Genomic DNA, 8,865 nt, shown 5'->3' on the forward strand with positions numbered 1-8,865 from the left:
AATCTAGGCAGCATAAGGGTTTTTGAGCAAATTCGCGATAGATTAGAGCGCGAATTTCCTTTGAATCACTTACACCATCTAAGCCTTTCCCCATCTGCATTCTTCAAAAGTTTTTGCGAAGTCCTGAACTTGAATGAGAGGGGTGGATTTGGTAAAATAGAGTTGGCAGAAGGAGGGAATCGGAGGGGAAGGATTTGGGCAAACCTTCCTCTGATTCCCAGGGTGATGGGTTACCCCCCAATAAGATCGCCCAAAAATGTGTCCAAAATAATGGGTGCACTTCAAAACTATAGAGATTTGTCAGAAAGGGAGGTGTCCATCGAAAATGCCGAGATTCATTGATCCAAATTCACCTTCTGTTAAGGTTAAATCAAATACATTATCCGATCCTACTATAGAGGTTGTAGGTATAATCTTCACGGGCGCTCCAGGTGCAATAAATTATCATCCGCTGTACGATCGACAACCTAAACCGGGTTATCCCAGCGGATTAAACATTGATCCACCTCAGTGGCTTAAGAGCCCATCGAAGAACGAGCCGATAGCTTATACCAGAAACACCGTGATGACGGTCAAGGCGGACATCAGTGGGACATATGACACTCCTATCTGGGTGAGGATTACGCCATCTGGAGTGTTGACGTCGGACAATACTTCTATTAACTTTTCTCCTTCCAGTAGGATCATCCAGGTAACTGACTGGGGGGTTGAAGATTACGATAACCTTATCTTTTCTTCCAGCGCTTTACCTAACGAAATACGACTTGATTCACTGAGTATCAGTTGGAGCCTTCAGTATGGGTATTCCTCGGATGGACCATGGTATGATGTAGGGAGTCAGGTAACCGAGCACCAGATCTATGTCACCTATGATCGTCCATATTATCTCTTCTCGCCTTTTTACCGTCCTTGGAAGCAGGTTCTGTACACCGCATGTCATTACGCCAATGGCGCAACCACCACCTCTCAAGCTTCCTGTATGGTTGCATCAGGAATTTACAATTCTCTACAATTTTCCTATCGTAGTTGGGATTCTCATTCGGAATTTGACAATTCCAAGTTTGAGCTATGGAAAATGCTCAGTGCAGGATGGATGGATTGCATGGATGGGTCCAACTACTACACCGTGATGATGCGTTGGCTTGGAATCCCAGCCAACCAGGTGAAAATAGATGAGAACATGCAGGGGTTTTATTACAAAGAACTTCGTCCCATCTCCACTTCTCCTGATCTTGACGCGGGATGGCAAACTGGATATTGGAATTTCCATCAAGTCGGTATCCTCACCAATATATATGATCCAGTTATCATGGTGGATCGGACGGGAACTCCAAGGGTGCCGGCGAATATGGACATGCCTACTTACAAGGGATATGTCTTCGCCTCAGGAACTTTTGAATGGGGGACGAGTGCCCTTGTATCTAGTGTATACTGATGTCAAGAAGATGAAAAGTTGGAACTACTTGCAGAGATTTATCTTGATAATTCTCCTTATGGTATTTATGATATCTTGTGGGTATATGTACAGAGGAGGTGAAACCAAGATGTACGTCACAAGGCTTGATTCTATCATCCTGACAGAGGATGATCTGCCGAATTTAAAGTTAACTCAAGCCGTTCCAATTAGAGGAGCGTGGAAGGAACCTCCTTGCTTGGCGGGGTTTCACCAGTATTGGGATGGCAATAAAGAGGAAGAACATATTGGTGTTCGTTACTGGTTATTTGACACTATTCGCAATGCACAAAAGGCGGCGGATAAATGGAGGTTTGCCATTGCTCAGGGCGCTGTTATTATTGATGGCAAGCCGGATTCGATCTACCAGCCTGAGACGGACCCAAATGCCATAATCGGTGATAAAACCTGGCGGGCATACGATTGTATCTGGTTTGTCAAAGCCAATGTTCTAGTTCATGTCTCAGGTCAAAGTCTTATTGACCAGCTTTCCTTCACAAGAATGGTTGCTCGGAAGATCGAAGCAAAGATCTCCGCTGAGTTAAACAAACCATGAAGGCGAAAATCCTTTGGATGAGCGATTCACCCACCACTTTCACGGGATTCGCGACTGTAACGAAAGAGCTGTTGGGTCGACTAGCTCGTTTGGATAAATATCACATCGCCTGTATCGGATGGGGATATGATGGATGGCCTTATGACCGAAGCTTGTTCCCTTACGATATCTATCCCTCAGCGATAGGTCAATTTGGTAGGGATGTTCTCCCCAGGGTTATTCGCGATTTCCAGCCGGATATCCTGATCACCTTGGCAGACCTTTGGATGATCAGCTGGATTCCTAATATGCCTGAGAGGCAGAGTGTCCAATATTGGGGATATATCCCCATTGACGGAGAACCACTACATCCTTCATGGAATCGGATCATTAAGGATATGGATGTAGTTATCACCTGTTCCAAGTATGGTCAGCAATTAGTCGAGCGAACTATTCCAAGTGTCAAAGTTGAGATGATCTATCATGGGGTGGACACGGAGGTGTTCAAGCCGCTTACAGATAAGGAATCCCTTAGAAAACGATATGGATTAGAAAATCAATTTATCGTCGGCTGTGTCGCAAGGAACCAACCCCGCAAACAGCTCCCTATTTTGATCAAAGCCTTCGCCAGATTTTGCCAGGACAAGGATGATGCCTTGCTCTATCTGCACACTGATCCGAATGATGTCGGGTGGGATATCTTGGATCTGCTGAGGCGGTATGGTCTAGATGATAAATCCTGTATCACTAAAGATGCCACTGTCCTCCGAGGTGTCAGCAAGCAACAACTTAACGAGATTTATAACCTCTTCGATGTTATGGTCCTCCCCAGCGCAGGAGAAGGATTTGGTCTACCTATTATCGAAGCAATGGCTGCTGGTGTCCCAGTCATCGCAACAGGGTATAGCGCTTGTGTTGAGCTTGTTGAAGGACGAGGTGGACTGATTAAAGTAAAGGAGTTCCTGACTTTAGGTCGGCATAATATCGAGCAAGCAATAGCGGATGTCGATGATTTGGTTGACAAGTTAAATTTATTGTATGATAATGCGGACCTAAGAGAGCAATATAGCCGTCGTGGATTAGAATTCGCCCAAACACTGGACTGGAACAGAATTGTTGAAAAGTGGAATGCTTTGCTGGCATCGAGGATCATAGCCAAGAAGTCCTTGTTCTCTTCATAGCTTCAAGGCTCCTTACGCCTCATCCCTCTTATCACCCTCGCCGTCTCCCGCGCAACGATTAACTCCTCATTGGTCGGGACGACGAGGACTTTGACGGGACTATCATCGGCTGAGATCTCAGCCTCCACTCCCACGGCCGCTAGATTTTTATCGTCATCCAATCTGATGCCCATGAACTCCAGCCCGTTACATATAGCCGCTCGACTCGATGGGCTCTTCTCGCCTATCCCCCCTGTAAATGCGACCACATCCACCCCGCCTAAGATAGCCGCGTAGGCGCCGATGTATTTTTTGACGCCGTAGTAATAGGTATCCATCGCCAGCCTGGCGTTCTCGTTCCCCTGAGAGGCGGCCTCCATGAGATCGCGCATATCACCGCTGACGCCGGATATCCCCTTCAATCCCGCGTCGCTGATCAAAATCTGCCTTATCTGATCGGTTGTCAGGTTTTCCCTGTCCATGATATACGGGATGATGAACGGATCGAGATCGCCGCACCTTGTCGACTGAAGCAGGCCGCACTGGGCCGAAAATCCCATGCTCGTATCGACCGATCTGCCATACTTTATAGCGCATAAGGATGAGCTTCCCCCCAGATGACAGGATATGATCTTGATCTTTTCAGGCGAAACGCCCAGAATCTGAGGAACTCGCTGGGAGATATATCTGTGAGAGGCCCCGTGGAATCCGTATCTCCTGATCCCATATCTCTCGACCCACCTCCTGGGGATTCCGAACTCACGGGCGTAATCCGGGATCGTCTCATGGAACCAGGTCTCGAAGACTCCGACGAGCGGTTTGCCGGGTAGGAGCTTTTGAAAAGCCCTTATGGCGGCGATATATGGGGGATTATGGGCCGGCACCAGTGGCGTGTACTCCTCCATCGCCTCGATCACCTCCTCGGTGATCAGGGCTGAGCGCGTGATCCCCCTGGCAAAAACCGTTTTGAACCCCACCCCGGCGAGCTCCGAGAGATCGGATAGAACACCTCTCTCCCCGTCCACCAACAGATCGATCACAAGCTCGATGGCGGCGAGATGATCCGGTGCATCGAGTTCACCTTCCACCTTCACGCCTTTATCGGGAACGAGGTGGGTGTATAGCGAAGGAGGATTACCTATCCGTTCGACGACCCCTTTCGTGAGCGACTTTTCGGTATCGACGTCGATGATCTGATATTTAAAGGATGTGCTGCCGACGTTCGCACAGAGTATCAGCACGGCATACCTCCATAACGCCGAAGTGATCTCGCGGATTATTTTAACACAACGCCCTCTTTTGTCAAGTTCCCTGCTTTCTCAGTCGTATTCCCTCGATCTCAGATCAATGGGCTGATATTGACCACATTAAACGATATCCCAATTTCGATCGTCAAAAGATTAAGGCTAATTTGGATGAGGTGAAACATGAGGATCGACCGTCTCAAAGCGTTGGTTTTTATGTCTTTTGTCCTGTATATCTCAACGGCTGCCTCACAGCCAATCGCCGGTCGAACTCAGGGAAACGATTCATATCAGGTGATAATAAAGAATAACCTATTCAGACCTCTGGGATGGTATCCCAAGCCGCAGAAGACCTCCTATCAACTGCTCGGTACGGTGATCGGTCCCGGCGATCAAGCTAAAGCGTTGATAAAGATGGGAGATAAGACCGTCTATGTTAAAGTGGGTGAGCAAATCGGGGGAGCTGTGCTGAAGGAGGTTCATGAGAAAAGGGCCGTTTTGGAGAAGGAGGGGAAGCTCATCGAGTTGAGAATCGAACAGCTCGGTTTTCTCGGAACCTCCAGAGGCAGGCGCGGAGGAAGAGGTTCGCTAAAGGGTGAGAGAGCGAAATCGGAGCGAGTCTCCAGACGGGTTGAAAAAACAAGAGGGCTATCGGGAAAAAGGATCGAGCGGATGAGAGGGAGAATCCCTCAAGCGATCCTCGACAGAATCCCGCCTGGGATAAGAAAGAAATTCATGAACGCTTCGCCTCAGGAGAGACGTGAGATGATAAGAAATTTCATCCGACGGAGGCTCGGAGGCGGGAGGAGGCGAGGTCGGTGATTTGACGATTCAAATAGGCTTGACAACAGATCGGTAAAATCTGATATACTTTCGTGAGGATAAACTAATCCCTGGGGAGGTAACATTATGGTTAAGGCGATTAAACTTGGAGTGGTTTCGGCTTTTCTCCTCGGTGTCACACTCGCATGGGGGGTTCCTTTCAGCGATGACTTTGACAGGCCGGACGGCGAGGTCGGAAACGGGTGGAGCACTCAGACTGACGGGACGATAAAGGTGGAGATAGTCAATAAGGAGGTGCTTATCCACGGTCAACAGGCCACTAACTGGAAGAGATGTGGGATATCCAGGCCGGTGGAGAATGAGACGAAGATACAGTTCGATTTCCTCGCCAATGACAAGTTCAACGTGCATATACGTATAGATGACACCGCCACGGGGGCATATATAGATGTATATGCCTGGCCCGGCGGCCCATTCAGCTATGCCTCTTCGAAGGACGGTTCCTGGCCGGGATGGACGCAGATACCGGGATCGAATATGATCGCCAACGAATACAACACGTTGAAGCTTGAGCAACAGGGATCGACTTTTATCCTCTACCTTAACGGGAAAGAGGTTGGGAAGATCAAAAACGAAAACCTCGAGAAGATCACCAAGGTCCTCATCTCCTCAGATGCCGCCGCCGGCACGGTCGGAAGCCTGCATATCGATAATGTCGTCATAGGAGAACCGAGTTCCACACCTCAATCGGTTGATCCTAAGGATAAACTCCCCACCATCTGGGGCAAACTGAAAAAGATTTAAAGATATGAAGTTGATGGTGAGTGCGGGGGAGGTTTCAGGTGACCTTCACGCCTCACGTGTCCTGAAGGAACTGAGAATTCGCCGTCCAGACGTCGAGATCTTCGGCATGGGCGGCGAATTTCTTCGGAATGCCGGCTGTGAGCTTCTCTATGATGTAACCCGATCCTCGGTGATGGGGATCGGCGAGGTGATTTCCGCCGTTCCACATTTCCTTAAGCTTCTCTCCAGGCTTAAATCCGCCCTGAGAGATCGAAAACCAGATCTGCTGATGCTGGTGGATTTTCCCGATTTCAACATCAGACTCGCAACACATGCCCATAAACTCGGCATTCCGATCCTCTACTATATACCTCCCAAAGCATGGGCGTGGCGGGCCGGCAGGGCGAGGAAACTGGCCGGGATGGTCGATCTGATCGCCTCGATATTCCCATTTGAAGCGGAGTTCTATCGGCGTGCGGGAGCAAAGGTCGTTTTCGTCGGCCATCCCATCCTCGATATCGCTCATTCGGGTCTTTCAAAGGCCGAGGCACGGAGGAAGTTCGGCCTTAACGTCGAGAGCTTCGTTGTGGGTCTAATGCCCGGAAGCAGACGTAAAGAGGTTGAGAGGCTCTATCCGATCATGTATCAAACCGTTCTCATCATATCCGATCGGATTCCCGACACCGAGTATATCCTCCCGCTGGCCCCTTCCATCCCCGAGGACATGATCGAACCGCAATTCGATGGCCTTAAGTTGGTCAGAGACGATGTATATGATGTGATGCGAGCGTGCGATCTTCTGATCGTGGCTTCCGGAACAGCTACGCTGGAGGGGACCTGTATGCTCACACCTATGATCATAATCTATAAGGTTTCCCTCTCAACCTGGATCGTTGCTAAATCGCTCGTTCGTATAAAGAACAGCGGCCTGCCGAATATCATCGCCGGTGGAGAGATCGTCCCCGAATACCTACAGTGGCAGGTTACACCTCAACGGATCGCGCGAAAGGCGATCGGGATACTCACGGATAGATGCCAGCGGCGAAAACAGGTGGAGTCTCTCCGCAAGGTTAGATCCTCCCTCGGCTCGCCCGGTGCCTCATCGAGGGTGGCTGAGCTGATATGTGAGATGATCGGATAATGAAAAGAGTGCTTTACGAGATCATAACCGGCGTACGGGTCGGATTTATCCCATCTATGATCCTGACCCTTCTGACACCTTTCTCCCTTCTTTACGGCCTCATCTGCCTGATCAGGAGGTGGATCTATGAGGTGGGGGTTTTGAAGGGGAAGCGACTTCCGATTCCCGTTGTTTGTATAGGCAGCGTAGTAGCCGGGGGCACGGGCAAGACGAGCATGACGATTTATCTTGCCGAGCTTTTAGCCTCCAGGGGGATCAAACCGGTTATCATCTGCAGCGGATATGGCGGAAGATCGAAATCGACTATCATAGTCTCCGACGGTAAGAGGATAACGGCAGATGTAGAGGCGGCAGGAGATGAAGCATACATGTTGGCTGAGCGGATGCTGAGGCAGGGTATCCCTGTAATCGCCGGAAGGGATAGATTCAAGGCCGGCATGATCGCCTTCAACCGCTTCAAGCCGGATCTGCTGTTGCTCGATGATGGATTTCAGCATCTGAAGCTCTCCCGCGACCTTGATCTGGTCGTGGTGGATGGAGCGGAACCTTTTGGCACAGGAAGGCTTTTGCCCGCAGGAACGCTACGTGAACCCCCATCAGCCCTTAAAAGAGCGGATCTTATCATTTTAATGAACTCCGGCTCGTCTGAAAGGAAAGTCAAAAGGCTTTCAGGCGGAAAACTTATCTGCAGATCCAATCGTATCCCCTCTCATCTAAGGCCGATCGGCGAAAGAAACAGGGTGAAACTGAACAAACTTCAAGGTAAAAAGGTCCTGGCAGTGTGTTCCATCGGTAATCCATCCTCGTTTGAAAGGATGCTCTCAAATCTAGGATGCCGGGTGCATCTCCTCGGTTTCCCCGATCACCATTTCTATAGCAGGGAGGATTTAAAAGCGATCGAAGAGATGAAAGTCGAGTTCGATCTCATCGTCACGACGGCCAAGGACGAACCGAAGTTGCTCAGGCTTGGTTTCAGAAATGGACTGGTACTTGAGATCGATCTGGAGATGGATCATCAGTTGATCGAATCACTCATCCTCACCTTAAGAGACTCCCCCGATAAGACCATGCAAAGATGTGTTTAGGGGGATAGGCGCATTTCAGAATGGGTGCATGAAAAGGGTCTGTCAAGTTTTTTGTGTAAATTCTCTTCCATTCCACAGATACCCCTCCAGCCTATCCTGAAAATGAGAAACCGTTGGAATGCTGCCCTTACCTGAAGAGATTCGGAATTATCCTTCCTGGATCGTATAGCGCTTCCTGATTTTCGGAGATCCGTGCTTGCCTCTCTTCTATCTGGCTGATGTAATTTCTATCGCTGCCTCTGAGAGACAAATTTGAGCTTAAGAAGGGTGAACTATGATAGCTAAAGAGATCATATTCCTCGTTGAGGAATCTCTTGAGGAGGGATTCGAAGCAAGAGCGTTAGGCTACTCCATCTATACTGAGGCGGAAACGCTGGAAGAACTTAAAAGTATGGTTAAAGAGGCTATCAAATGTCACTTCGAGGATGAGGAGGCTCCCAGGAAATTTTCCCCTTGACAAGCATGGGGGGGGTAGTGTATAGTAACAATTGAAATTTAGATAGGCAGATGGTGAAGGCTCATCCAGGATCAGAGGTTAATGCGGGCGCTCCGCCATCATGTGTCAGAGGTATCAGGCTGTTGTTAGGCATCAGCCGTACTCCCTCCTGAAGTTAGATCTGGCAGGTTAGGATATCTGGAAAATCCATCATAACATCCAAGGAGTGTGATAGGATGAGGATA

The 8,865-nt window shown here is 49.1% G+C and carries 10 protein-coding genes; 9 read left to right on the plus strand and 1 reads right to left on the minus strand.

Annotated elements, in window-relative coordinates; translation table 11 throughout:
* The 4 genes from J7M22_00625 to J7M22_00640 all read left to right on the plus strand — a co-directional run.
* Positions 1–342 (plus strand): hypothetical protein (locus J7M22_00625; GenBank protein MCD6505102.1); only part of this gene is annotated, 342 nt, incomplete at its 5' end.
* Positions 326–1,435, plus strand: a complete 1,110-nt coding sequence (locus J7M22_00630) for a hypothetical protein (protein MCD6505103.1) — start codon at positions 326–328, stop codon at positions 1,433–1,435. The genes J7M22_00625 and J7M22_00630, both read left to right, overlap by 17 nt.
* 109 nt (positions 1,436–1,544) lie before the next feature.
* Positions 1,545–2,009 carry a hypothetical protein gene (locus tag J7M22_00635; protein MCD6505104.1) on the plus strand — a complete coding sequence of 155 codons (465 nt, stop codon included), beginning with the start codon at positions 1,545–1,547 and terminating at the stop codon, positions 2,007–2,009.
* A complete protein-coding gene (locus J7M22_00640) occupies positions 2,006–3,169 on the plus strand; it encodes a glycosyltransferase family 4 protein (GenBank protein ID MCD6505105.1) in 1,164 nt (387 codons plus the stop codon). The genes J7M22_00635 and J7M22_00640 overlap by 4 nt, the downstream gene beginning before the upstream one ends.
* 2 nt (positions 3,170–3,171) lie before the next feature.
* On the opposite strand, the gene J7M22_00645 is transcribed toward J7M22_00640, so the two are convergent.
* A complete protein-coding gene (locus J7M22_00645) occupies positions 3,172–4,389 on the minus strand; it encodes an acetate kinase (GenBank protein MCD6505106.1) in 1,218 nt (405 codons plus the stop codon).
* 186 nt (positions 4,390–4,575) lie between these two features.
* Here J7M22_00645 and J7M22_00650 point away from each other — a divergent pair, with 186 nt between their 5' ends.
* The 5 genes from J7M22_00650 to J7M22_00670 all read left to right on the plus strand — a co-directional run bounded on the left by J7M22_00650 (position 4,576) and on the right by J7M22_00670 (position 8,641).
* Positions 4,576–5,214, plus strand: coding sequence for a hypothetical protein (locus tag J7M22_00650; GenBank protein ID MCD6505107.1), 639 nt, complete (start codon positions 4,576–4,578; stop codon positions 5,212–5,214).
* A gap of 87 nt (positions 5,215–5,301) precedes the next feature.
* On the plus strand, positions 5,302–5,979 hold the full coding sequence (locus J7M22_00655) for a hypothetical protein (protein ID MCD6505108.1): 678 nt from the start codon (positions 5,302–5,304) through the stop codon (positions 5,977–5,979).
* 4 nt (positions 5,980–5,983) lie between these two features.
* Positions 5,984–7,099 (plus strand): lipid-A-disaccharide synthase, encoded by a 1,116-nt coding sequence (gene lpxB, locus J7M22_00660; protein ID MCD6505109.1) that lies wholly within the window; start codon positions 5,984–5,986, stop codon positions 7,097–7,099.
* Positions 7,099–8,184 carry a tetraacyldisaccharide 4'-kinase gene (gene lpxK / locus J7M22_00665; GenBank protein ID MCD6505110.1) on the plus strand — a complete coding sequence of 362 codons (1,086 nt, stop codon included), beginning with the start codon at positions 7,099–7,101 and terminating at the stop codon, positions 8,182–8,184. The genes lpxB and lpxK overlap by 1 nt, the downstream gene beginning before the upstream one ends.
* Positions 8,185–8,458: 274 nt before the next feature.
* Positions 8,459–8,641, plus strand: a complete 183-nt coding sequence (locus J7M22_00670; protein MCD6505111.1) for a 2-oxoisovalerate dehydrogenase — start codon at positions 8,459–8,461, stop codon at positions 8,639–8,641.
* The last annotated feature ends 224 nt before the right edge of the window (positions 8,642–8,865 follow it).

The sequence above is a fragment of the Candidatus Poribacteria bacterium genome (genome assembly GCA_021162805.1).
Lineage (GTDB): Bacteria > Poribacteria > WGA-4E > B28-G17 > B28-G17 > JAGGXZ01.

Excerpts from the sequence above, each read along its gene's own strand:
- J7M22_00655 (MCD6505108.1), top strand. The coding sequence starts at position 5,302 with ATGGTTAAGGCGATTAAACTTGGAGTGGTTTCGGCTTTTCTCCTCGGT.
- J7M22_00640 (MCD6505105.1), top strand. The coding sequence starts at position 2,006 with ATGAAGGCGAAAATCCTTTGGATGAGCGATTCACCCACCACTTTCACG.
- lpxB (MCD6505109.1), top strand. The coding sequence starts at position 5,984 with ATGAAGTTGATGGTGAGTGCGGGGGAGGTTTCAGGTGACCTTCACGCC.
- J7M22_00650 (MCD6505107.1), top strand. The coding sequence starts at position 4,576 with ATGAGGATCGACCGTCTCAAAGCGTTGGTTTTTATGTCTTTTGTCCTG.
- lpxK (MCD6505110.1), top strand. The coding sequence starts at position 7,099 with ATGAAAAGAGTGCTTTACGAGATCATAACCGGCGTACGGGTCGGATTT.
- J7M22_00635 (MCD6505104.1), top strand. The coding sequence starts at position 1,545 with ATGTACGTCACAAGGCTTGATTCTATCATCCTGACAGAGGATGATCTG.
- J7M22_00630 (MCD6505103.1), top strand. The coding sequence starts at position 326 with ATGCCGAGATTCATTGATCCAAATTCACCTTCTGTTAAGGTTAAATCA.
- J7M22_00670 (MCD6505111.1), top strand. The coding sequence starts at position 8,459 with ATGATAGCTAAAGAGATCATATTCCTCGTTGAGGAATCTCTTGAGGAG.